Here is a 20766-nt window from a genome sequence, read left to right as displayed (position 1 = left end):
TTGTCAGGAAAGAATGATCAGAAGTCAAAGAGCCAGGCGCACCGAGTAGGCGATGTGCCGACAATGGCCCTGTGTTATCGCCTGACCGGTCGGTTGTAAACTGTCAGCCCTCGTCGAGACCGCTTCAGTTGAGGCAATAGGCGCTGAAGTGCCCTTCTGGCATGGGCCGTGCGAACAGAAAACCCTGGGCCATCGAGCAACCGAGCTTTATCAGGCGCTCTTGCTGTTCTCGCGTTTCCACTCCTTCGATAACCAGGGTCATCCCCAAGGCACGGGCCAGGGCCACGGTGTAGCTGATGACTGCGCTGCTCCTTGGCTGATGCATCTTACGTACAAAGGTCCCGTCCAGCTTGATCTGGCTGAAGGGCAACTCGCACAGGCGATAGAGGGAGGAGTAGCCGGCGCCGAAATCATCCATGGCCAGCCCGCAGCCCATGATGCGCAGGCGTACCAGGTTCTCCAGGCTGCTGGCCGGGGCGCTGAGCAAGCTGGTCTCGGTGATTTCGAAGGTGATGCTGCCGGCAGGGACCTGGAACAGTTCAAGCAGGGAGGCAATCGACTCGGTCAGGGTCTGGGAGGCCAGTTGTGAGGGGTGCAGGTTGAAGGACATGTTCAGGGAAATGCCTTTGTCTGCCAGTTCGCGCCGCAAGGACAGGCCTTGATCGAAGAGTTGCCAGAACAGCCGCTCGAGCAGGTTGTGATGCTCCATGATGTAGAGAAAGTGTGAGGGGGGCAGCACTCCCAGTTGTGGGTGGTTCCATCGGGCGAGGGCTTCCGCACCCAGCAGCGTAGCGCTGTCGAGCGCGACTCTGGGCTGGTAGTAGGCCTCGAATTCACCGTTATCCAGGCCGCGGATCATGTCGGCCAGGCTCGGCAGTTCGGCCTTTTCCAGGGGCTTGGCCCTATCGTTGCGCTGTGCCTGGTAACAGGTGAGCAAGCGGGTGATGCGCTCCAGGTCGAAGGGCTTGCCCAGGTCGCCGAGGAAATTCAGGCCCAGGCGGTCGATCATCGACACTGTGGTCTGACGCAGCAGCGGGTCGACCTGGCTGCACAGGATCACCGAGTGCAACTTGCCGCTATGGCTGGCGTGGCGCAGAAAGGCCAGGCCATCCATTCCCGGCATTTTCAAGTCGCAGATGGCGATGTCCACCTTGGTGCACGCCTCCAGCAGCGCCAGGGCTTCTTGACCGTCTGCGGCTTCATGGATCTGCCCGGACATGACTTTTTTCAGGGCGGTAACGGTGACCAGTCGCTGCAGCGGTTCATCTTCCAGCACCAGAACTACAAGGTCTTGCATGGCCGGCTCACTTCGTTGTTTACCGGCCATCTTGCTTAAGGCTCCCGAGCAAGGTCCATTAGGAGTATCCCCATATGTCGCAGGAAATTTCTTAGTGAAAAATCAGACCGTCTGATTCGTTAGGTGAGAATCGATAACCGCTTGTGTCCTAGTGAGTTTGTCGAGAATCTGCGCCTCAGGGACGGAATGGCATATCAGCAGTAGCCTTCGGAGTTTGAGCCACAGGTGCTGAACTTTATGGTGGAAGTCACGCATTTTGCTGACACAACACCTGCTGTACTCATGTTTGAGTGGGTATGAAAGTTTAATCTGGGTGGTGTCCGATAAAGTATATTTCTACCAGCAGCAACACTTGGCCGAGAGCCAAGCTATTAAGGTGAAAACACTGTATGCACAGCGTATTGATAGTTGACGACCACCCTGTTGTTCGGCTTGCCGTTAAGGTCTTGTTGGAAAAGAACGATATGTGTGTGGTGGCCGAAACGGATAATGGCCTGGATGCCCTCGAACTCGTGCGTGAGCATGTGCCGGATGTGGTAATCCTCGACATCGGTATTCCCAAGCTCGATGGGCTCAAGGTGCTTGCCCGCATCAAGGCCCTGGAGTTGCGCACTGAAGTACTGGTGCTCACCTCGCAGTCGGTGGAAAGTTTCTGCAGGCGCTGCATTCAGTTGGGCGCCCGTGGTTTCGTCAACAAGGAAGAGGACCTGAGCAATCTGGTGGTGGCATTGAATGCCGTATTGGCCGGATACACTTTCTATCCGTCAATGGCCCAGGATGTGTCCGCTCCGCCGATGCAGCAGAAGTCCGAGGTTGAACAGATCGGTTTGTTGACCGATCGGGAAATGATCGTGCTGCAATACCTGGCTCAGGGTTACTCCAACAAGGCGATCGGTGAAAAGCTGTTTCTCAGCAACAAAACCGTCAGCACTTACAAGACCCGGTTGCTGCAAAAGCTCGGGTTGGGATCGCAGGTCGGCCTGGCGGAGTTCGCCAAGCGCAACTCACTGATTCCCTGAGTCCTGGTCACGGCAGGTTGTGCGGGCAGTCGACCTGCTGTTGATCGACGACTGATCTAGAGGCCGCCTGGCCTTATCGTTGCTGGGCCTATTGGGACCTGGCGCCTCATCGCTGCTTGCCACCTGTTTCCTTCTTGTTCGACCACCGTGTCGCAGGTGGGCGGAGGGTGGCTGAAGCATGTTTAAGGTGGGCGAAGTCGGGACTAGGAAATTTCCTAGTCTCCTATCGAATTTGTCTTATCTTAATTTCATTTTGATAAAAATAGAATAATAACCAGCACTAAAGATGAACTAACTCGCGGGTGATCAAGTTTGGTTTTACTTGGTTTGCCCTAACGCCTGTGGTTGTTTTTTTGTTGCCATTCAACTTAAAGGGTATTCGTTAAGGACCTCATAATGACATTCAGCAAGATGGCGGCTGCTGTTGCCGCAATTGTTCTTGGTTCTGTTTCAGGCTTCAGCATGGCAAATGATGGAAGGAGTGGCGTCATAGAGTTTTCCGGCAGCATTCACGATGCGCCTTGCTCTATTGTGGCGGGTGAAAGCGGCTCCCAGTCTTTCCAGTTGCAGCCCATCTCTGCCCGAGATCTGAAAGATGGAGGCAAGTCTGCGCCGCAGCCATTCTCCATCAAGTTGAGTGGCTGTGACCTGGAGTCCCTGAAAAGCGCCACCGCCACTTTTGACGGCCCGAACTCGATTACTGATGGCCTGCTGGCGCTCAAGGGAAGTGCTTCGGGGGCCAGCCTGGCGATCGCCAACCAGCAAGGCGTGCTGATCAAACTGGGTACTGCCTCGGACGCTCAGGCGTTGGCCAACGGTAGCAGCGAACTGCGTTTCACTGCTTACCTGCAGGGTGATATGCAACCCGTGAAGGGAGAGGATCCCGCCAAGCCTGCTGAAATCGGCGTCGGCGACTTCGATGCGACGGCCAGCTTCAAGTTGGCCTATCAGTAAGTTGCAGCGGCCCAGCTAGGTCCTGAGGCCCTCTACGCATGAGGGCCTCGGATGCGCCCGGGAGATTTTATGAGTCGCTCGATGATAGTTCCGGGGATCGCCGTGTTCCTGGGTCTTTGCGCCCAGCCCCAGGCGTCTGCTGTTGAAGGTGAAGAGTGGCTCAAGGGGCGGATGCATATGTCTGGCTCAATCTTCGATGCGGCCTGTGCCATACGTATAGACAATCAATATCAGGCCATCCGCATGATGCCAACGCCGATCCATGGGTTGGTCAATGGTGAGGCTTCGACTCAACAGCCGCTGACTATTTCAATCATCAATTGTGGTTCGAGCAATGCTCGGGTCAACGACTCGGTATTCAAATCTTTCGCCCTGGTGTTTGAAGGTGACGGTAATGGTCAGTACTTCATTACTCAAGGCACGGCCAAGGGCATTGCCATACAGATAAAAGATCAATTCGGAAACCTGGTTATTCCTGGCGTTCCACTTAAGGGCAATGAAGTGATTGCCAGAAACAGGGCGCTCAACTATTCGCTGACGCTGGCCGGTAGTGGCAGTGCGCTCAATGCTGGTGATTATCACGCCACGATCAGACTCAGAATTCACCACTTCTGATCGTGAGTGCCGGTTTTATTTGAAGTCACGAAGGAAGTTAGTCTCGTGGGCCAACACAGGGTATTGGTTGCCGCTACTTTGTGGTGTGTTACCGGCGTGGCTAGTGCCGCCGAAGAGTTTCAATTCAATACTGATGTTCTGGATCTTCAGGATCAACAGCATATTGATCTTGGGCTGTTTTCCAAGGCCAACTTCATCATGCCGGGGCAGTATCGCCTGGTGCTTCAAGTCAATCAGGAGTCGTTGCCGGAAAGTCCAGTGCAGTTCATTGCCCCCGAAGATGATCCCCAAGGCAGCGTGGCTTGCCTCACGCCGGATCTGGTACAGGATCTGGGGCTCAAGCCCAGGTTGCTCCCGGCCCTGAAATGGTCGCACCAAGGTGCTTGCCTGGATATTGGCAGCATCCCCGGCATGCTGGTGCGTGGCGATCTTGGACGTGGCGTCTTGTATCTCAGCGTTCCCCAGGAGGCCCTGGAATACACGGCAGCCAACTGGGATCCGCCTTCGCGCTGGGACAACGGCATTCCCGGGATCTTGCTGGATTACAACTTCAACGCCCTGACCACCGAGCGCCGTGGCTCCCAAGGTTCCAGCCATGAACTGTCCGGCAATGGCACCGCGGGTTTCAACCTCGGGGCCTGGCGCATGCGTGCTGACTGGCAAATGCAAATGCAGCGGGGGGCCGGACAGCCATCCACGCGAACTTTCGACTGGAGTCGTTTCTATGCCTTGCGGGCGATTCCCGGGTTGGGGGCAGACTTGACCCTGGGGGAGGGCTACCTGAACTCGAACCTGTTTGGCAGCTTCCGCTACACCGGCGCGAGCCTGGGGACCAACGAAGGGATGCTGCCGCCCAACCTGCGAGGTTATGCGCCGGAGATCCGCGGTGTGGCCCGAACCAACGCCCGGGTCCTGGTCAAGCAACAGGGGCGGGTTCTGTATGACACCCAAGTGCCCCAAGGCCCCTTCCGTATCCAGGACCTGAATAACGCCGTGAGCGGCAAGCTGGATGTGCGGGTCGAGGAGCAGGACGGCAGTCTCCAGGAGTTTCAGGTCGATACGGCGAGCATTCCCTATCTGACCCGGCCAGGCACGGTGCGCTACAAGATGGCGTTCGGCAAACCTTCGGACTGGGATCACAGCATGGACGGCCCCAGCTTCGCCTCCGGCGAGTTTTCCTGGGGCGTCAGTAACGGCTGGTCGCTGTATGGCGGTGGCCTGGGTGCCCAGGACTACACCTCACTGGCCTTGGGCCTCGGTCGCGACCTGAGCGTACTGGGGGCGATCTCCGTGGACGTGACCCAGTCCAACGCAAACTTGCCCCAGGCCAGCAGCCTATCGGGCAAGTCCTATCGCGTCAGCTACTCGAAGCGTTTCGAAGAGTACGACAGCCAGGTGACCTTCGCTGGCTATCGCTTTTCCGAAGAGAACTTCATGAGCATGAACGAGTTCATCGATGCCCGGCGCAGCGGTCGGCCCATCAACCAGAGCAAGGAAATGTACAAGGTTTCGCTCAACAAGAATTTCCGCGACCAGAACCTGAGCCTGTACCTGGACTACAACCATCAGACCTACTGGAGCAGTGCGCCAAGCGACCGCTACAGCCTGTCGGTATCACGTTATTTCGATCTGGGCTGGGTCAAGAACCTGAGCCTGTCGTTGACGGCCTATCGCAACCAGACCTATGGCCGGGTCGATGATGGGGCGTATCTGTCCCTGAGCATGCCCTGGGGGGATGGGGCTTCCTACAGCTATAGCGCCGCTACCAGTCGTACCGAAACCACCCACAACCTGAGTTATTACGACCGCGTGGATGAGCGCAACAGCTATTCGCTCAGTGCCGGTACTGCTCGTTCGGGCAAGACCGCCAGCGGTTACCTGACCCACGAGGGCAGCCAGGCCCAGGTCGTGGCCAGTGCCAGCTACCAGACCGGGCAATACCGCTCTGCCGGGCTGTCGCTCCAGGGCGGCGCAACCCTCACTGCGCAGGGGGGCGCACTGCATCGCACCGGCATGCCGGGAGGTACTCGCCTGCTGGTGGACACCCAGGGCGTGGCCAATGTGCCGGTGCGCGGCAACGGCGCCTCGACCCGTACCAATGGTTTTGGCAGTGCGGTCATCACCGACCTCAACAGCTATTACCGCAATCAGGCAAGCATCGATCTGGACCAGTTGGCGGACGACGTGGAAGCCACCCAGTCGGTCACCCAGATCACCCTGACCGAAGGGGCCATCGGCTATCGCAGTTTCGACATCATCGCCGGTGCCAAGGCCATGGTCATGGTGCATCTGGCTGACCAGAGCGCGCCACCGTTCGGTGCGACGGTGAAGAATCGCCGCGGCCAGGACACCGGAATCATGGGGGAGGATGGCCAGGTGTACCTCAGTGGCATGAAGGCCGGCGAAACCATGGCCCTGCACTGGAACGGAGTTGCCCAGTGCGCATTCACCCTGCCGGAACTGGACCCCCGCGCAGAGTCCGAAATCCAGCTGCTGTGCCTGCCATCGGCCTCGTCTGCCTCCTCCTCTCCACTCAACGGATAACCAAGAGATGCCTACCATGAACAGGATTTATTCGAACAAGCCGTTACTGCTGGCCTGGCTGATGCTGTGGGCTATGCCCTCGGTTCAGGCCGCCGTGTCCCTGGACCGGACCCGGGTGGTTTTTTCCGGGGAGGAGAAATCCGTCAGTCTCAGCATCAGCAATCAGAACAATCAATTGCCGTACCTGGCGCAAGCCTGGATCGAGAATGCACAGGAAGAAAAGATCACCAGCCCGCTGGTGGTGTTGCCGCCCATTCAGCGCTTGGAGGCGGGCGCCAACAGCCAGGTCAAGATCCAGGGGCTGCCGCAATTGAACCAGTTGCCCCAGGACCGCGAGTCGCTGTTCTATTTCAACCTGCGGGAGGTCCCGCCGCGCAGCGATAAATCCAACACGCTGCAAATTGCCCTGCAAACCCGGATCAAGCTGTTCTATCGCCCGGCGCCCATTGCCCGTGGCATCGGTTCCGGCACGGCGCCCTGGCAGGAGCAGATCACCCTGACACTGCAGGGCGACCGCTATCAAGTGAGCAACCCGACGCCCTATTTCGTCACCCTGATCGACGCCAGCAGCCGCCGTAACGGCAAGACCGCCGAAGGCTTTCAGCCGCTGATGATCGAACCCAAGGGCCAGATGATGCTGGGGGTGAGCGCCAAGAGCCTGGGGGCCAAGCCGGTGCTGACCTACGTCAACGACTACGGCGGTCGGCCGCTGCTGGAGTTTGAGTGTCGTGCAGGGCATTGCACGGCTCATCCGGTGAAGAATTCAGACTAGCCACCATGACCCCGACTAACCGACAAGAGGCAGGCTCCCTGATGGATTCAGCAAGGATGGGGCCGGGCACAACTGCAGCCTTGTTGTTCCTGCTGCTGGCCGGAACGACAGCGTCGGGCCGTGCCGATGAGGGTTCGGTCGATGATCGCCAGGCGTTGCTGCAGGTCAGTGGTGCGTTGATGGAAAGCGCGTGTCACCTGGACATGAGCTCGGCGTATCAGGAGGTCTGGCTGGGAGCACTGGGTACCGCCAGCCTGCAAAGGCTCGGTGACCAGGGCACGCCGGTGGCAGTGCACCTGAGGCTGCGTGGCTGCCTCAGAACCCAGGGCGGCAGCCGCGAGGGGCCGGGTGGCACCCTGGTCTGGAGCACCATCGAGCCGGTGATGGGATTGAGGCTGACGGCCGTGGCCGACTCGGCCAATCCGCAGCTGGTCAAGGTATCGGGGGCGGGGGGCTTTGGCCTGCGAGTTACCGATCAGCGCAAGCGGCACATCCGCCTCGCAGGTCCGCGGCATAGCTGGTTTGTCTCACCTGGCAGCGACCTGCTGACCTACTACGTGATTCCCGAGCGCACGGCCGAGCCTCTGGTCCCCGGGCATTTTCACGCCAGCCTGAATTTCCATCTGAGCTATGACTGAGGAGCGCGCATGATCACTGATCGCCGATGGCTGGCAGCAGCCCTCTTGGCGCTGCAGGGGAGCACTGCGGCCATGGCCGACGTTACGCTGACGGTCAAGGGCGCTATCCGCGCGGCGATTCCTTGCACCATAAACAATGGCAGCCCGGTCGGTGTGGATTTCGGCACCATGAAGACCCGTGATGTCGATGGCAAGAACAACCCGATAGCGATCGACTACAAGCCGGATTGCAAAAAAGCCGCGGGTTATGGCCTGCGCATGCAGGTACGGAAAGTCGGTGGCGGGGCGGTTTTCGACAGTACGGTCCTGGGCGTCCCCGGCAATGAAAACCTGGGAGTGGCCGTCAGGCGCGGCAGCAACAATTTCCCCATCAACACTTGGTTCGACTTCCCGGCCAATGCACCGCCGGAGCTGACCGCCGTGCTGGTGAAGCGCGCCGGCAGCCAGGTCCTGGCGAAGCCTTTCAGCCTGGGGGCAACCTTGGTGATGGAGTATCAATGAACGGCTATCGACTGATCGGGCAGCAGCTTGGCGGATGGACGCTGTGGCTGTTGCTGGCGATCCTGCCGCAGCAGGCGGCGGCGCAGGAGAACCTGTTGTTCAAGGGCAATCTGGTCGAGGCTCCGCCCTGCACCATCAGCGACGACAAACGTATCGATGTCCAGTTCAAGGGCAATATCGCCATCAGCAAGATCGATGGCAGCAACTATCGGGAACCGGTGCCCTTTCAGATCCAGTGCGAGGAGCGTGCGTCTGGAGTGGTCTGGAAGATGCAGTTGACCATCGTCGCTAAAGTCGAATTCGATGAAAACGCGATCGAGACTTCGATACCCGGGCTGGGCATCAAGATAATGCTGGGGGACAGGATCTTCCCCTTGAACGTGGCGCAGAAAATCGATATCGACAGCATTGGTCAACCTCTGGAACTGGCGGCTGTGCCAGTGAAAAAGAGCGGCGCCGAGCTGATCGATGACGCCTTCAGCGCCAGCGCGCTGCTGATCGCCGAAGTCTATTAGGAGCGGCCATGTACAGCCTGAATCCATACCTGCGTGCCATGGCTTGGCTGGTCGTGGGGGCCGTTGTCCTGGTCTTGGCGGTGCCTGCGAAAGCAGAACCGAAAAACATGTTCTTTGCTGGCAGGCTGGTGGCCGAGCCCTGCACCCTCAGGGCTGCCGATGCCTTGGTCAGGCTGGAGTTTCCCAGTGTGGCCACTCGCGACCTGTATCGGCGGACCCGCACCCAGGGGCAGCCGGTGGTGCTGCATCTGGAGGGCTGCGACACGACACTGGGCAAGAACCAGGTCAGTCTCTATTTCGACGGCACAGAAAGTTCGGGGCTGCCAGGATTGCTGAAACTCAGCAGTACAGTCTCCATGGACGGCACTGCCGAGCTGGCCACAGGCGTGGCCATTGGCCTGGAGCGAGCGGACGGAACGCCGTTGCCGCTGTACCAGACTCACCCTGCCGGTGTACTGATGAAGGACGGCAGCAACGAGATCTCCTTCCTGGCCTACCTTCAGGGGGAACCCGAAGCCTTGAAGGAGCGCACGATAGGCGTGGGCAGTTTCATGGCTGCGATGACGTTCAAGCTGACGTATGAGTGAAGCGGTCCGGCTGAGCCCGTTTCTCTGTGTTGCACTCGGTGGCTGAATACCCCAGGAGATGCAAGGGGCAGGGCCACTCGCCAGACGCAGGATCGTTGTGCGGTGGTGTCGATGACCGTTGTCAGAGAGGCCGGCAGTGAGTGGCCTACCGGCCTTGCAACAGCGTTGGTCGCGACCCGGAGCCAGGGGCGCCGATCAGCGGCGGATAATATTGTGCTGCGGGCCATAGGGCAGCCGAGTGATGTTTTCCGCGCCTGCGGGATGCACGATGAGAATATCGTGCTCTCGATAGCCGCCGGCCCCGGGCTGGCCTTCGGGCAACCTGATCATGGGCTCGATGGACACCACCATGCCGGGCTCCAGTACCGTCTCCACGTCCTCGCGAAACTCCAGGCCGGTTTCCCGACCGTAGTAGTGGTTGAGGATGCCGAACGAGTGGCCGTAGCCGAAGGTGCGGTATTGCAGCAGGTCATGCTCGAGATAGATCTGGTTCAACTGCCGGGCGATGTCGCAGCAGCGCATCCCAGGGCGCACCAACCGCAGCCCGGCCTCATGCACCTTGACGTTGATTTCCCAGAACCGCAGGTAGTCGTCCGGACAATGGCCGAGAAACAGCGTGCGCTCCAGGGCGGTGTAGTAGCCGGCGATCATCGGAAAGCAGTTGAGGCTGAGGATCTCGCCCGGGCTGACCCGTCTCGAGGTCACTGGGTTGTGGGCGCCATCGGTATTGATTGCCGATTGAAACCAGGTCCAGGTGTCCATCAGTTCGGCTGCGGGGAAAGTCCGGGCAATCTCTCGCACCATGGCCTGGGTGGCATGCAGCGCGACTTCGTATTCCGGTACCTGGTCCTGCAGGGCGTCGATGGCGGCGCTGCCTCCGATGTCGGCGATGCGCGCACCGTGGCGGATCAGCACCTGCTCTTCAGTGGACTTGAGCATGCGCATGGTCATGCAAGGGGCGGCGATGTCCAGTAGATGGGCCTGGGGAAAGAGTTCGGCGAAGGCCTGGTGGCTGGGCAGGGTCAGGTGATCGAACTCCAGCCCCAGTCGTGTGACCTGGGGCAGGGCCTGCTTGACCGCAACCAGGAAGTTGCCCCGTTGCCAATCGGTGTAGACCACCTGGGCATCGCAGACTGCCCGCCGCCCGGGTTGGCCGCCATCGATATTGGCGCTGATCAGCACCGTTCGGTCCTGGGTCACCACCAAGGCGTACTGACGACCGAAGGAGCAATACAGGAAGCCGGCGTAGTAGTTGATGTTGTGGTACGAGGTGAACAACGCAGCATCGATCTCCTGTTCGGCCATGTAGTCGCGCAGAGCCTTCAGGCGTCGTGCGTATTCCTCGGGGGAGAAGGAAAGAGGGGCTTTTTCACCGTTGCGGATCTGTAGGGTCTGGGGCATCTGCATGGCATGTGTCCTTGTCTGCAATGAGCGATGCACGGCGCCGCACATGGGCGGGGCATGACACTGCATTCGAGCAGATCAGGGACAGGCAGGCATATGTGCTACCGACCTTCGGATGGCCAGCAGCGCTGTTTGTGCCGAGCGATTGGACAGGGGCAGGGACGGGGCAAGCGGGGAAGGGGCGATGCTGTGCCAAGAGGTGTCCCGCGGCCAGCGTCGAGATGGGGGTGTCGCCAAACCTAGTAGTTCTTATAGGTTTTGCCTGGCCCGTTGCCGGTGAGCGTGGCATTCTAGGCGCCAACTGTTAAGGATCGGACAGTAAGGAAACGCAAAGGATGCAGAGCAGGCTCGCGGACGTAAACGCCCAGCTGATTCTCGGAAACACCGTGCACGAACGGATGACGGGGACCATGGCACTGGCCTCGGAGTTGGGGTTCGATGCCTTGGTCTACGACTACAGCCCGGTGCCCTTCGATCATGAGGGCGAGCTGATCATTCCCAGCGCCATGGTCTGCAATACCCCCAGGGACTGGCTGGAGCTCTGGTGCGATGAGGGCTATTACCATATCGACCCGGTTCAGCAGGTCGCGCTGGACAGCACTTCACCCTTTATCTGGTCCTATAAACCCAAAGCGCCCACGGTCTTGCGTCAGGTCATGGGGCAGCAACACGATCCTGTATCGAGTTACCTGCAGCATCACCAGATGGCTCACGGGATGACGGTGCCGATCCACCTGCCTCGGGGTGGTTTTGCCAGCCTGACCGGCTTGCGTTCAGGCAGTACCCGGGTCGCCCTGGGTGACCTGCAACAGGCTCTGAGCCACTTCACACTTCTTTCGCATGCGCTGCAGGAACACCTCTATCCACAGCTCAGTAAAAGCCTTCGCGGCTATCCGGTTCATCTGACCCGGCGTGAGCGCGAATGCCTGAAATGGGCTGCCGAGGGCATGACCTCAGCACACATTGCCGAACGTCTGCAGCGTTCGGTGGCCACGATCAATCTGCATCTGACATCCGCGATGCACAAGCTGGGCGCAAAGAACCGGGTCCAGGCCGTGGTTCGGGCGGTCCACTATCGCTTGCTGGACAACTGAGGCAAGCACCGCCGGCGCTCCCCAAGGGAATGCTGGGCACAGGACAAAAGATCGAACGACACAGGGTGATCGCAATCAGGGAGCGATGTGCAATGAATCCAAGCAAACCACCAAAGGACGGCTATGCCTCCTTCGGCGCCTACAGGACCTGGTACCGGGTCACGGGAGACCTGCAAAACGGCCTCACGCCTCTGGTGATTCTCCACGGTGGTCCGGGCTGCACGTATGACACGGTGGATGCCTTCAAGGATGTGGCCGCCAGTGGGCGGGCAATCATTCAGTTCGATCACCTGGGTAGCGGTTATTCCACTCATCCGCTGGATAGGTCCGCGGATTTCTGGACGGTCGGGCTGTTTCTCGAGGAGTTGGACAATCTCCTGGATCACTTGCGCATCAGTGACGATTACGCACTGCTCGGGCATTCCTGGGGAGGCGCGTTGGCCAGTGAGCATGCAGTATTGGCTCCCGCTGGCCTGCGTGCCCTGATCATTGCCAATGCACCTGCCGATTGGCGCACCTGGACCGAGCAGACCCAAGGATTGCGTGAGGCCTTACCGGAAGAGGTCCAGCAGACGCTGGTTCGCCATGAACAGGCGGGAACGCTGCGCAGTGCGGAGTATGTGCAGGCGGTGCAGGTCTATTTCGAGCGGCACGTCTGCAGGCTTCGGCCATGGCCTGAGGAGGTGGCGCGCATGTTCGCCAGAGGACAGGGCGCCGGTGAGAGGGGCGATGTGGCCCATCGGGCCGAGAGTTTCCCGCTGTTGGCCAACCTGGAGGACTGGAGCATTGTCGAGCGCCTGCAACGCATCAAGGTGCCGACTCTGCTGATCTCCGGACGCTACGATGAGGCGACCCCAACAGTGCTCAGGCCCTATCTGGAAAAAATACCGGATATCCGCTGGGCGCTGTTCGAACATTCAAGCCACATGCCTCATGTCGAGGAACGGGTTGCCTGCATGGGCACCGTGGTGGGCTTCCTGGACGATTGCCTGTAGGTGCATCTCTCGGCGATTTCGCTCGACGGCCAATACGCCCCGCGTGACCCTGGTTGCCGGGGCGTACTGGTTTCAGGTGCTTAGTGCAGCTTCAGGCGTGGGTCGGTGCCTCGCCCGATCCGGCTGCCGAGCATCAGCATGGCCGTGCGGAACACCCCATACAGCGCCATCTGGTGCATGCGGTACAGGGAGATGTAGAACATCCGCGCCAGCCAGCCTTCGAGCATCACGCTGCCGGTGAGGTTGCCCATCAGGTTGCCCACCGCCGAGAAGCGCGACAGCGAGATCAAGGACCCGTAGTCGGTGTACTTGTAGGTCGGCAGGTCCTTGCCTTCGATACGCAGCTTCAGTGACTTGGCCAGCAGCGAGGCTTGCTGATGCGCGGCCTGGGCCCGTGGCGGCACGTTGCGATCGCTGCCCGGTTGCGGGCACGCGGCGCAGTCGCCGAAGGCGAAGATGCTTTCATCGCGGGTAGTCTGCAGGGTCGGCAATACCTGGAGCTGGTTGATGCGGTTGGTTTCCAGGCCGTCGATATCCTTGAGAAAGCCCGGCGCGCGGATACCCGCGGCCCACACCTTGAGGCTGGCGGGGATGGTCTGGCCATCGGCGGTAATCAGGCTGTCAGCGGTCACTTCGCTGACCGAGGCGTTGGTCAGGACCTTGACCCCAAGCTTTTCCAGGGTCTTGTGCACTGGCCCGCTGATGCGCTCGGGCAGTGCTGGCAACACCCGGGGCCCGGCTTCGATGAGGGTGATGTGCATGTTCTCCGGGAGGATCCGGTCCAGGCCGTAGGCGGCCAGTTCGTGGGCTGCGTTGTGCAGCTCCGCTGCCAGTTCCACACCGGTGGCACCGGCGCCGACGATGGCCACGCTGATCTGCTCCACCGCATCGCTCTGCCCGGCGTGAGCGCGCAGGTAGTGGTTGAGCAGTTGCTGATGGAAACGCTCGGCCTGCTTGCGGGTGTCGAGGAACAGGCAGTGCTGGGCCGCGCCCTGGGTGCCGAAGTCGTTGGTGGTGCTGCCCACGGCGATCACCAGGGTGTCGTAGCCCAGCTCGCGAGCCGGCAACAGTTCCACGCCTTCTTCGTCGTAGGTGGCAGCCAGCTGGATCTTCTTCTGTTGACGATCGAGCCCGCTCATCCGGCCCAGTTGGAACTCGAAGTGGTTCCATTTTGCCTGGGCGACGTAGTTGAGTTCGTCTTCGGAGGAGTTCAGTGAGCCGGCAGCCACTTCATGCAGCAGCGGTTTCCAGATGTGGGTCAGGTTGGCGTCCACCAGCATCACACTGGCGGTGCCGCGCTTGCCCAGGGTCTTACCCAGGCGGGTCGCCAACTCCAGGCCGCCGGCGCCGCCGCCAACGATGACAATACGATGAGTCATGGGGATATCTCGCAAGGCTAAAAGAAATCGGGGCAGTCAACCGAGCGAGCGCGAAGCAGCTCATAGCGTCAGGTAACTGATAAAACGGCTCAACAGGCCCAAGGCGACCGTCACCACGACCACCACCACAAGGAGCATCCACGGCCGGAAGGGCCGGCGCTCGACTCGGTGCTGGGGCAGTTGCAGGTATTCTTCGACATGGCGTTGGTCGTCGGGGTTCAGGCGGCTGCTCATAAAAGGCCTCGTCAGGTAGACGTTGCAACTCGAAGGAATGTTACAGCGCAGTATTGTCTGCACTTGCAACGCAGCATAGCCGCTGCCGCGTGGCGCTCGCTGATGAGCTCCGGATGTTGGCAGGCAAGCGCTTTTTTACCATTGCCGGACCGATTGCGCCATGCCCACGAAAGGGGAATGGTGCGTGTCTACAGGCTGATGCCCACGTCGAAGAGGATGCTGCGCCCCAGGTTGCTGCGCAGGAACTCCGGCGCATCCGGATGGGCGAACAGCACGCGGGCGAAGGTCGGTCCCACCAGGGACAGCGAGCGCCAGCCCTGGCGCAGGTACTCGGTAGGGGGCGGGAAGTGGCTGTTGAGGTCCAGCACTTCGCGTTTGAGGGCGGCAAAGGCGATGATGTCCAGCTCGCCTAGGTTCATGCCCCGCTCCTTGTAGTTATGGGCCTTCTTGCGCAGGGTCGGCGCCAGGCGCAGGAGCAGTTCGTTGGCCGGGATGCGCTTGGGCTTGGCCTCGCGCCGCACCAACTGGCTCAGGGAGAACGCACTGCGCCTGCGTTGCAGTTCGTCGCGCCATTCATCGTTGAGGCGTCGGCCTTCATCGAGAACAAAAAACACTTCGAAGCTGGCGTCGCGGAACAACACATCCGGCGGCTCCTGGCCGGCGGCGGTGAACTCGTCATTGCGGTAGGGGATGTTCAGCCCTTGCAGCAGGCGCTGGCAGACCCAACGCTCACGCTCCCATTTGCGGGCATTGGACAGAAACGCGTTGGCTTGTTCGGCCTGGATGGTAAGCAGGCGCAAAAAATCTGAGTCATCCATACGATCCATCTTAGCGCTCAAATATGACCTTAAATACCACGGGCCAGGAAAAACCTTCCAGGGACTCCTGGTCCCCCTTGCTGGAGCCTGCCAACGGGCGGTGTAGACTGTTCGCCGTCCAATCGATCAATAAGGAGTGTGCCGTGAAGCGCTGGTCAATTCTGTTGCTGGGCCTGTTGCCGTTGTGGGTCCAGGCCCTCGAGGTTGGCGAGCGTCTGGCGCCCTGGACCTTGCTGGATCAGTTCGACCAGGCCTACAGCCTCGACTCCCAGATCCAGGTGCTGTTGGTGGCACGCAGCATGGACGCGGCCAAGGTGGTGAATGCCGCACTCAAGGACCAGCCCGAAGGCTATCTGCAGGGGCGCCACGGAGTCTTTGTCGCGGATATCCAGCGCATGCCGACACTGATTGCCAAGCTCTTCGCGGTACCGGCCATGCGCGACTATCCCTACCGGGTGATGCTCGATCGCGACGGCCGTGTGGCCCCGCGTTACCCCGCAGCCGATGACAAGGTCCTGTGGTTGCAACTGCAGGAAGGCCGCCTGGTCTCTCGGCAGGAGTATTCCACCGCCGGGCAACTGGCCGAGGCGCTGGAGCGGCTTCAGCCATGATCAGCTCGGCGTTGCTGTCGCCGCAAAGCCTGAGCATCGGCTGGTTGCTCTATGTGCCGGTGCTGATCTGGGCGGTGCTGCGGGCGCCCTGGGTCGAGCTGTTCACCGACAGTCGCCGGCAACACTTGCTGTTCGGGACCGTGTTCGCCCTGTTTCTGCTATGGCTGGTGCGGCGGGACTTCGATACCGGGGTGTCTTATCACTTCATTGGCATGACCGCAGTGACCCTGCTGCTGGACTGGCCGCTGGCAATCGTTGGCGGGCTGACGGCACAACTGGGGCTGCTGGCGCTGGGACGCCAGGATCTGGCGGCGTTGGGGGTCAATGGCGTGTTGCTGATCCTGTTGCCGGTGGCGGTGACCGAGGGCTGTGCCTGGCTGGTGGAGCGGGCACAGCCGCGCAACCCCTTCGTGTACATCTTCTGTTCCGGGTTCTTTGCCGCGGCACTGTCGGCACTGCTGTGCCTGCTTTGCGGCCTGGGGTTGCTGTGGATCGACGAGCGCTTTGCCATGCCCGAATGGCTGGAGGATTTTGTCGGCTACCTGTGGATGATCATTTTCCCCGAGGCGTTCATCAACGGCATGGTGATCAGCGCGCTGGTGGTGTTCTGCCCGGAATGGCTGGAAACCTTCAATCGCACCCGCTACCTCTCGGCACCCTGGAAAGACGAGGATCGGCGTCCTTGATCCATATCAATCCCGAGCTTTCGAGCGCGCTGCATGCTCGGCAAAAATCTTGGGAGTGCGGTCATGAGTGTCTACCAGTGGGCTCGACAGGAAGTGCGCGACAGCCTGCATAACGCCCAGCAGGAAGGGTTTGAGCCGGGGTTGAGCCTGCGTGCCCTGCTCAGCGCGGTGGTGCAGCAGAGCAAGAGTGTACGCAGCATCGAGGACTTGGCGGACGAGTTGCAGTTTCTTGCGGAGAACCTCGACGACGATCAGGACTACAGCTTCATGCGGCCCTGACCGGCGCCGGGTGACGCCCTTAGTGGGCGCGGGGCGGCAGTTCTTCCGAGAACAGGTCATCCTCGGCATCCGGGCTTACCGGAATCTTGTGTTCCTCGGCGGCCCAGGCCCCCAGGTCGATCAGCTTGCAGCGGTCTGAGCAGAACGGCCGGTTGAGGTTGGCTGCATTCCATTCCACAGGGGCGCCACAGGTTGGGCATTCGACGGTCAAGGGTTGGCTCATGACTGGCCTCCACGCAAAGTTAGGTAAAAGTGATGCAGGCGTTCGACCTCGCTGCGCAACCAGGCGTGGTCGCGGTCGTTGACCAGCACATCGTCGGCATGGCGCAGGCGCTCTTCTCGGCTGGCCTGGGCCTGGAGAATGGCCTGGACCTGCTGTTCGCTGATCTGGTCGCGTTGCAGGGTACGCTCGATCTGCAATTGTTGCGGCACATCGATCACCAGGATCCGCTGGGTCATGCGCGACTGGCCGGATTCGATCAGCAGGGGCGACACCAGGATCGCGTAGGGCGACTCGGCGCGGGCCAGGTGGTTGACAATTTCTTCGGCAATCAACGGATGCAGCAGGGCCTCCAGCCAGCGGCGCTGCTCGGGGACTTCGAAGATCAGCTTGCGCAAGGCCGCACGGTCCAGCTGACCATTGGCTTGCAGCACGCCGTCACCGAAGTGCCGGGCAATCTGCTCCAGGGCCGGGCGGCCAGGTTCCACCACCCAGCGGGCAGCGTGATCGGCATCGATCACATGCACCCCAAGGTCGATGAAGTGCTGGGCGGCAGCGCTTTTGCCGCTGCCAATGCCGCCAGTGAGGCCGAGGGTCCAGGGTGTAACAACGGAGCGAGTCATTGGAAACCGACAAACTGCAAATAGAAGTCGGTTATTTGACCACCCCAGAGCATGGCAATCCAGCCGGCAATAGCCAGAAAGGGCCCAAAGGGGATCGGGGTCGAGGTCTTTTCCTGGCGCAGGCGCAGCATGACGGTGCCGAGGATGGCGCCCACCAGGGACGACAGGAGCAAGGTCAGCGGCAGAATCTGCCAGCCGCCCCAGGCGCCGAGCAACGCCAGCAGCTTGAAGTCGCCGTGGCCCATGCCGTCCTTGCCGGTCAGCAGCTTGAACAGCCAGAACACCGACCACAGGAACAGGTAGCCGAGCACTGCTCCCCACAAGGCGTCGCCAAGGCTGGCCAACAAACCGAAACTGTTGACGATCAACCCCAGCCAGAGCAGCGGCAAGACCAGCACGTCCGGCAACAGTTGGTGATCGGCGTCGATCAGGCTCATGGCCAGCAGCCCCCAACTCAGCACCAGCAACAGGCCTGCGGGCCAGCCGAAGCCGAAATGCCAGGCCACTAATGCCGAGATCAGGCCGCAGGCCAGTTCGGTCAGCGGATAGCGCGGGCTGATGCCGGCCTTGCAGTGCGCGCAACGGCCACGCAACCACAGGTAACTGAGCAGTGGAATGTTCTCCCAGGGGCGAATCGGCTGCGCGCAGTGGGGGCACTGGGAGTGGGGCTGCATCAGGTTGTAGGGCGCGCTCGGCGGTTCAGGCGCCAGGCCCAGTACTTCGAGGGCCTGGGCGCGCCAATCACGCTCGAGCATCTTCGGCAGGCGCCAGACCAGCACATTGAGAAAACTGCCGACGATCAGCCCCAGCACCAGGGCCGACGCCACGAATGCCATGGGGTAAAGGGTCAGGACTTCAGTCAGGGACATGTTCAGATCGCTGTACCAAGTTGAAAGATGGGCAGGTACATGGCAACCACCAGGGCGCCGACGATACCGCCCAGGATGACCATGATCAAAGGCTCCATGAGGCTGGTCAGGCTGTCCACCAGGTTGTCCACCTCGGCCTCATAATGCACCGCGACCTTTTCCAGCAGATGATCCAGGGTCCCGGATTCCTCTCCGATGGCGGTCATCTGGATCGCCATAGTAGGGAAGACGCCGCTGGTGCGCATGGCAAAGTTCAATTGCATGCCGCTCGCGACCTGTTGGCGAATGCGCTCCACCGCTTGCTTGTAGACCTTGTTGCCACTGGCCCCGGCCACCGACTCCAGGGCTTGCACCAGGGGCACGCCGGCAGCGAAGGTGGTGGCCAGGGTGCGGGCGTAGCGGGCCACCGCGGACTTGTGCAGCAGCGGGCCGGCCAGGGGTAATTGCAGCAGGCGCGCATCCAGGATGTCGCGCAGGCGCGCAGAGCGCCGATAGGCCAGGCGCGCCCCGAACCCGGCCAGCAGGCTGCCCAGCAGTAGCAGGCCACCCTGGCGCTGGAGGCTCTGCGAGAGGGCAATGACCCGCTGGGTCAGCCATGGCAACTCGGCATTGAACCCGGCGAACAGGCTCTGGAACTGGGGAACCACCTTGAGCAACAGGATGCTGCTGACCACGATGGCCACACCGATCACCGCCAGGGGATAGACCATGGCTTTCTTCAGGCGAGCCTTGAGGTTCTCGCTCTTTTCCTTGTAGCTCGCAACTCGCTCCAACAGGGTGTCCAGGGCCCCGGCCTGTTCGCCGGCATCCACCAGGTTGCAATACAGCTCGTCGAAATGGCGCGGATGCCTGCGCAGCGCAGTGGCCAGGCTGGACCCTGCTTCGATGTCGCGCTTGAGGCTGCTCAGCAACTGCCGCATCAGGGGCTGTTCGAAGCTCTCGGCGATGATGTCGAAGGATTGCAGCAGCGGCACGCCCGCCTGCATCAGGGTTGCCAGCTGCCGGGTGAGCAGCGCGATATCCCGAGCCTTGATCCGTTGGCCCAGGCGGGGCCAGCCCCTGGGCTTGCGACGGACCCAGGCAGGGGTGATGCCTTGTCGCCGCAATTGCGCCCTGATCAGGGCCGGGTTCGTGGCGCTCAGCTCACCGCTAGTGGTGTGGCCCTGGCTGTCGGTGCCTTGCCAGAGATAGACACTGGCTGCAGGTGCTTTTACCGCCATGGTTCGATCCTTGTAGAAACTGTGGATTGCGGGCCGGGATGCCCCTGGGTCATCGAGCGGGTGATAGATCGCCAATGTCCCCGTACGTTCCTTGCCGGGGTACAGGCCTGACTGCCGGGCACCTGCTCAAGCCTAGCTGCCGGGTACCTGCCGGAGAGGGGCACTGGGTGACGAAATTTGTCAGTTTGTGCAACTCCTTGCGCTCAAGGCCATCGGCTATCGCCTCTCCAGGGCCCGGATTACAAGGGCTGTGCCCTGGCACAGGGCGTGCTTTGAGCTGACTGTTCATGCAACTTTCGTTCATGCCAGGAGGCAGCCCATGAAAAAGCAATGCGGATTTACCCTGATCGAACTGCTGGTGGTGGTGGCCATCATCGGCATTCTGGCAACCGTGGCCATGCCGCTGTATTCCAAGTATCAGGCACGAGCCAAGGTGATCGCCGCGCTGGCCGAGGCCTCGGCCCTCAAGGTCAATGTCGAGGACCTGCTGAACCAGGGGACCGATCCGACCCTGGTCCTGGCCGGCGGCACGGCGCTGACGTCCAATTGCCGGATGAGTGCCGAGGGGACCGCCGCCACCGGCGAAGGCAGCATTGCCTGCACCATTCTCAATGCACCGGGCCCGGTGCTGAACAAGAACCTGACCCTGACCCGCTCAGCGACATCCGGCTGGACCTGCAGCACCACGGTGGAGGCGGACTACGCGCCCAAGGGCTGTGGCGCAGATGGCGCTTGAGGGAGCACCCGCAGGTGAGGGCAACGGAGCGGTTCGACAGCAACGGCAAAACCCGCAACTTGCATGCAGATTGGTGGGTGGTCATGCAATTTGCATGATTCAGGAAATTTAAAATATTCATAACTTATTGATTTATATGAATATTTTTATCGATCA

The 20766-nt window shown here is 60.7% G+C and carries 24 protein-coding genes; 15 read left to right on the top strand and 9 right to left on the bottom strand.

From position 1 onward, the window contains the following. Positions 1–124 precede the first annotated feature (124 nt). Entirely contained in the window at positions 125–1297 is a 1173-nt protein-coding gene (locus ACZ5BO_RS30095) for an EAL domain-containing response regulator (protein WP_029978435.1), read from the bottom strand. A 389-nt stretch (positions 1298–1686) separates the two neighbouring features. Between ACZ5BO_RS30095 and ACZ5BO_RS30090 the strand changes: the two genes are divergently transcribed. The 9 genes from ACZ5BO_RS30090 (at position 1687) to ACZ5BO_RS30050 (ending at position 9442) form a co-directional block, all read left to right on the top strand. Continuing rightward, a complete protein-coding gene (locus ACZ5BO_RS30090) occupies positions 1687–2316 on the top strand; it encodes a response regulator transcription factor (RefSeq protein ID WP_025129160.1) in 630 nt (209 codons plus the stop codon). A gap of 396 nt (positions 2317–2712) precedes the next feature. Further along, positions 2713–3270: a fimbrial protein gene (locus ACZ5BO_RS30085; RefSeq protein WP_025129159.1), complete on the top strand. Its 558-nt coding sequence runs from the start codon at positions 2713–2715 to the stop codon at positions 3268–3270. Positions 3271–3339: 69 nt separating this feature from the next. Beyond that, on the top strand, positions 3340–3885 hold the full coding sequence (locus tag ACZ5BO_RS30080) for a fimbrial protein (RefSeq protein ID WP_464697284.1): 546 nt from the start codon (positions 3340–3342) through the stop codon (positions 3883–3885). A gap of 96 nt (positions 3886–3981) precedes the next feature. Beyond that, positions 3982–6429, top strand: coding sequence for an outer membrane usher protein (locus ACZ5BO_RS30075; protein WP_464697282.1), 2448 nt, complete (start codon positions 3982–3984; stop codon positions 6427–6429). Positions 6430–6445: 16 nt separating this feature from the next. Beyond that, a complete protein-coding gene (locus ACZ5BO_RS30070; RefSeq protein WP_025129156.1) occupies positions 6446–7201 on the top strand; it encodes a fimbria/pilus periplasmic chaperone in 756 nt (251 codons plus the stop codon). 41 nt (positions 7202–7242) lie between these two features. Then, positions 7243–7839: a fimbrial protein gene (locus ACZ5BO_RS30065; protein WP_464697280.1), complete on the top strand. Its 597-nt coding sequence runs from the start codon at positions 7243–7245 to the stop codon at positions 7837–7839. A gap of 9 nt (positions 7840–7848) precedes the next feature. Continuing rightward, positions 7849–8340, top strand: a complete 492-nt coding sequence (locus ACZ5BO_RS30060; protein WP_464697279.1) for a fimbrial protein — start codon at positions 7849–7851, stop codon at positions 8338–8340. Next, positions 8337–8855 (top strand): fimbrial protein, encoded by a 519-nt coding sequence (locus tag ACZ5BO_RS30055; protein WP_464697278.1) that lies wholly within the window; start codon positions 8337–8339, stop codon positions 8853–8855. Before ACZ5BO_RS30060 ends, ACZ5BO_RS30055 begins: the two co-directional genes overlap by 4 nt. Before the next feature lie 8 nt (positions 8856–8863). Next, entirely contained in the window at positions 8864–9442 is a 579-nt protein-coding gene (locus ACZ5BO_RS30050; protein ID WP_025129152.1) for a fimbrial protein, read from the top strand. Positions 9443–9637: 195 nt separating this feature from the next. Here ACZ5BO_RS30050 and ACZ5BO_RS30045 read toward each other — a convergent pair whose 3' ends face one another. Next, positions 9638–10849 (bottom strand): M24 family metallopeptidase, encoded by a 1212-nt coding sequence (locus ACZ5BO_RS30045; RefSeq protein WP_464697276.1) that lies wholly within the window; start codon positions 10847–10849, stop codon positions 9638–9640. Positions 10850–11181: 332 nt separating this feature from the next. On the opposite strand from ACZ5BO_RS30045, the gene ACZ5BO_RS30040 reads away from it, so the two are divergent. Together ACZ5BO_RS30040 and ACZ5BO_RS30035 are read left to right on the top strand one after the other, a co-directional pair. Continuing rightward, positions 11182–11940, top strand: coding sequence for a LuxR family transcriptional regulator (locus ACZ5BO_RS30040; protein ID WP_025129150.1), 759 nt, complete (start codon positions 11182–11184; stop codon positions 11938–11940). Positions 11941–12032: 92 nt separating this feature from the next. After that, positions 12033–12935, top strand: coding sequence for a proline iminopeptidase-family hydrolase (locus ACZ5BO_RS30035; protein WP_464697275.1), 903 nt, complete (start codon positions 12033–12035; stop codon positions 12933–12935). Between the two features lie 80 nt (positions 12936–13015). Here ACZ5BO_RS30035 and ACZ5BO_RS30030 read toward each other — a convergent pair whose 3' ends face one another. The 3 genes from ACZ5BO_RS30030 to ACZ5BO_RS30020 form a co-directional block, all read right to left on the bottom strand. Further along, positions 13016–14314 carry an NAD(P)/FAD-dependent oxidoreductase gene (locus ACZ5BO_RS30030; protein ID WP_025129148.1) on the bottom strand — a complete coding sequence of 433 codons (1299 nt, stop codon included), beginning with the start codon at positions 14312–14314 and terminating at the stop codon, positions 13016–13018. Between the two features lie 60 nt (positions 14315–14374). Continuing rightward, positions 14375–14548, bottom strand: a complete 174-nt coding sequence (locus ACZ5BO_RS30025) for a DUF3094 family protein (RefSeq protein WP_043274580.1) — start codon at positions 14546–14548, stop codon at positions 14375–14377. A 188-nt stretch (positions 14549–14736) separates the two neighbouring features. Then, entirely contained in the window at positions 14737–15366 is a 630-nt protein-coding gene (locus ACZ5BO_RS30020) for a DUF1780 domain-containing protein (protein ID WP_025129147.1), read from the bottom strand. 143 nt (positions 15367–15509) lie between these two features. On the opposite strand from ACZ5BO_RS30020, the gene ACZ5BO_RS30015 reads away from it, so the two are divergent. The 3 genes from ACZ5BO_RS30015 (at position 15510) to ACZ5BO_RS30005 (ending at position 16942) form a co-directional block, all read left to right on the top strand. Further along, positions 15510–15977: an FAD/FMN-containing dehydrogenase gene (locus ACZ5BO_RS30015; protein ID WP_464697274.1), complete on the top strand. Its 468-nt coding sequence runs from the start codon at positions 15510–15512 to the stop codon at positions 15975–15977. Continuing rightward, entirely contained in the window at positions 15974–16663 is a 690-nt protein-coding gene (locus ACZ5BO_RS30010; RefSeq protein ID WP_025129145.1) for an energy-coupling factor ABC transporter permease, read from the top strand. The genes ACZ5BO_RS30015 and ACZ5BO_RS30010 overlap by 4 nt, the downstream gene beginning before the upstream one ends. A gap of 63 nt (positions 16664–16726) precedes the next feature. Further along, positions 16727–16942 (top strand): hypothetical protein, encoded by a 216-nt coding sequence (locus ACZ5BO_RS30005; RefSeq protein ID WP_011063525.1) that lies wholly within the window; start codon positions 16727–16729, stop codon positions 16940–16942. 19 nt (positions 16943–16961) lie between these two features. Here ACZ5BO_RS30005 and yacG read toward each other — a convergent pair whose 3' ends face one another. Genes yacG through ACZ5BO_RS29985 form a run of 4 tightly spaced genes read right to left on the bottom strand, consistent with a single transcriptional unit; the run spans position 16962 to position 19874 of the window. Further along, a complete protein-coding gene (gene yacG / locus ACZ5BO_RS30000) occupies positions 16962–17165 on the bottom strand; it encodes a DNA gyrase inhibitor YacG (RefSeq protein WP_025129144.1) in 204 nt (67 codons plus the stop codon). After that, positions 17162–17785, bottom strand: coding sequence for a dephospho-CoA kinase (coaE, locus tag ACZ5BO_RS29995; RefSeq protein ID WP_464697273.1), 624 nt, complete (start codon positions 17783–17785; stop codon positions 17162–17164). Before coaE ends, yacG begins: the two co-directional genes overlap by 4 nt. Continuing rightward, positions 17782–18654, bottom strand: a complete 873-nt coding sequence (locus ACZ5BO_RS29990) for a prepilin peptidase (RefSeq protein WP_464697272.1) — start codon at positions 18652–18654, stop codon at positions 17782–17784. The genes coaE and ACZ5BO_RS29990 overlap by 4 nt, the downstream gene beginning before the upstream one ends. A 2-nt stretch (positions 18655–18656) precedes the next feature. Further along, on the bottom strand, positions 18657–19874 hold the full coding sequence (locus ACZ5BO_RS29985; protein WP_464697271.1) for a type II secretion system F family protein: 1218 nt from the start codon (positions 19872–19874) through the stop codon (positions 18657–18659). 319 nt (positions 19875–20193) lie between these two features. Between ACZ5BO_RS29985 and ACZ5BO_RS29980 the strand changes: the two genes are divergently transcribed. Next, on the top strand, positions 20194–20610 hold the full coding sequence (locus ACZ5BO_RS29980; protein WP_025129140.1) for a pilin: 417 nt from the start codon (positions 20194–20196) through the stop codon (positions 20608–20610). Positions 20611–20766: the final 156 nt, after the last annotated feature.

The organism is Pseudomonas sp. FFPRI_1, assembly GCF_055384485.1.
This window is presented reverse-complemented; position numbering and strand designations above follow the sequence as displayed.

What these genes read in the sequence shown, in the direction of transcription:
- ACZ5BO_RS30095 (WP_029978435.1), bottom strand. Translation starts at nt 1,297, where the DNA reads ATGCAAGACCTTGTAGTTCTGGTGCTGGAAGATGAACCGCTGCAGCGA.
- ACZ5BO_RS30090 (WP_025129160.1), top strand. Translation starts at nt 1,687, where the DNA reads ATGCACAGCGTATTGATAGTTGACGACCACCCTGTTGTTCGGCTTGCC.
- ACZ5BO_RS30085 (WP_025129159.1), top strand. Translation starts at nt 2,713, where the DNA reads ATGACATTCAGCAAGATGGCGGCTGCTGTTGCCGCAATTGTTCTTGGT.
- ACZ5BO_RS30080 (WP_464697284.1), top strand. Translation starts at nt 3,340, where the DNA reads ATGAGTCGCTCGATGATAGTTCCGGGGATCGCCGTGTTCCTGGGTCTT.
- ACZ5BO_RS30070 (WP_025129156.1), top strand. Translation starts at nt 6,446, where the DNA reads ATGAACAGGATTTATTCGAACAAGCCGTTACTGCTGGCCTGGCTGATG.
- ACZ5BO_RS30065 (WP_464697280.1), top strand. Translation starts at nt 7,243, where the DNA reads ATGGATTCAGCAAGGATGGGGCCGGGCACAACTGCAGCCTTGTTGTTC.
- ACZ5BO_RS30060 (WP_464697279.1), top strand. Translation starts at nt 7,849, where the DNA reads ATGATCACTGATCGCCGATGGCTGGCAGCAGCCCTCTTGGCGCTGCAG.
- ACZ5BO_RS30055 (WP_464697278.1), top strand. Translation starts at nt 8,337, where the DNA reads ATGAACGGCTATCGACTGATCGGGCAGCAGCTTGGCGGATGGACGCTG.
- ACZ5BO_RS30050 (WP_025129152.1), top strand. Translation starts at nt 8,864, where the DNA reads ATGTACAGCCTGAATCCATACCTGCGTGCCATGGCTTGGCTGGTCGTG.
- ACZ5BO_RS30045 (WP_464697276.1), bottom strand. Translation starts at nt 10,849, where the DNA reads ATGCAGATGCCCCAGACCCTACAGATCCGCAACGGTGAAAAAGCCCCT.
- ACZ5BO_RS30040 (WP_025129150.1), top strand. Translation starts at nt 11,182, where the DNA reads ATGCAGAGCAGGCTCGCGGACGTAAACGCCCAGCTGATTCTCGGAAAC.
- ACZ5BO_RS30035 (WP_464697275.1), top strand. Translation starts at nt 12,033, where the DNA reads ATGAATCCAAGCAAACCACCAAAGGACGGCTATGCCTCCTTCGGCGCC.
- ACZ5BO_RS30030 (WP_025129148.1), bottom strand. Translation starts at nt 14,314, where the DNA reads ATGACTCATCGTATTGTCATCGTTGGCGGCGGCGCCGGCGGCCTGGAG.
- ACZ5BO_RS30025 (WP_043274580.1), bottom strand. Translation starts at nt 14,548, where the DNA reads ATGAGCAGCCGCCTGAACCCCGACGACCAACGCCATGTCGAAGAATAC.
- ACZ5BO_RS30020 (WP_025129147.1), bottom strand. Translation starts at nt 15,366, where the DNA reads ATGGATGACTCAGATTTTTTGCGCCTGCTTACCATCCAGGCCGAACAA.
- ACZ5BO_RS30010 (WP_025129145.1), top strand. Translation starts at nt 15,974, where the DNA reads ATGATCAGCTCGGCGTTGCTGTCGCCGCAAAGCCTGAGCATCGGCTGG.
- ACZ5BO_RS30005 (WP_011063525.1), top strand. Translation starts at nt 16,727, where the DNA reads ATGAGTGTCTACCAGTGGGCTCGACAGGAAGTGCGCGACAGCCTGCAT.
- yacG (WP_025129144.1), bottom strand. Translation starts at nt 17,165, where the DNA reads ATGAGCCAACCCTTGACCGTCGAATGCCCAACCTGTGGCGCCCCTGTG.
- coaE (WP_464697273.1), bottom strand. Translation starts at nt 17,785, where the DNA reads ATGACTCGCTCCGTTGTTACACCCTGGACCCTCGGCCTCACTGGCGGC.
- ACZ5BO_RS29990 (WP_464697272.1), bottom strand. Translation starts at nt 18,654, where the DNA reads ATGTCCCTGACTGAAGTCCTGACCCTTTACCCCATGGCATTCGTGGCG.
- ACZ5BO_RS29985 (WP_464697271.1), bottom strand. Translation starts at nt 19,874, where the DNA reads ATGGCGGTAAAAGCACCTGCAGCCAGTGTCTATCTCTGGCAAGGCACC.
- ACZ5BO_RS29980 (WP_025129140.1), top strand. Translation starts at nt 20,194, where the DNA reads ATGAAAAAGCAATGCGGATTTACCCTGATCGAACTGCTGGTGGTGGTG.